Annotated in this window: 1 protein-coding gene; it reads left to right on the forward strand. The window is 65.7% G+C overall.

The window, feature by feature from the left end; genetic code table 11:
- Positions 1-93: 93 nt before the first annotated feature.
- Positions 94-890, forward strand: a 797-nt coding sequence (locus ACFOYX_RS36160; RefSeq protein WP_377534810.1) for a transposase family protein, incomplete at its 3' end; no start/stop codon positions are given.

Genomic DNA, 890 nt, shown 5'->3' on the forward strand with positions numbered 1-890 from the left:
CGCCCGAACCCGTTGTGGTGCAACGAAAAGACGCAGAACCCGGTATGAAGTGGTCCTCTCACAGATCAACTTCAGTAGGGGTCCTGCGTCGCCATGAGTGTCACATACACCGCCGAGCTGTCCATGCGCGAGGAGACCGTGTTGTTCCTGTCCGGGCTCCTGCACACCGAACGGCAGCGGCTCGGGACCCGTACCGGGACCCGGGCGCTGGGCTGCTTCAAGCAGGCGATCCTGGTGATCCGCTGGTTCCTCGACGGCACTCGGATCAAACAGTTGGCCCTCGACAACCAGGTCAGCTCGTCGACCGGCTACGACTACCTGCACGAGGGCATCCGGGTCCTCGCCGCCCACGCGCCGCGGCTGGAATCGGTGCTGCTGGCGGCGAAAGTGGCCGGCTACGCCCACGTGAACATCGACGGGACCCTGATCGAGACTGACCGGTGCCGCACACCTGGGCCGACACCAGGGGTGGACCTGTGGTGGTCCGGCAAACACGACAACCATGGTGGCAACGTGCAGGTCGTGACCGCTCCGGACGGGTGGCCGCTGTGGACCTCGCCGGTACGGCCCGGCCGGGAACACGACACGACCGCCCTGCGTGAACACGACATCCTGCCGCTGCTGGCCACCTGGACCAACGACGACCGGCGGGTGCTCGGCGACCTCGGCTACGAAGGCGAAGCCGACACGATCACGATCGCGTTCAAGAAGCCGAAGAACGGCGCCTGCACCGACGTGCAGCAGCAGTTCAACAGAGCCCACAACGGTGTCCGCGCCATCGGCGAACGCGGAAACTCCCTGCTCAAGACCACCTTCAAAGCGTTGCGCAACGTCAGCCTCTGCCCCTGGAGCATCGGCAGGATCACCGCGGCAGCCCTCGTACTCCTGCA

It is taken from the genome of Micromonospora sp. GCM10011541, assembly GCF_042650725.1.
GTDB lineage: Bacteria > Actinomycetota > Actinomycetes > Mycobacteriales > Micromonosporaceae > Micromonospora > Micromonospora sicca.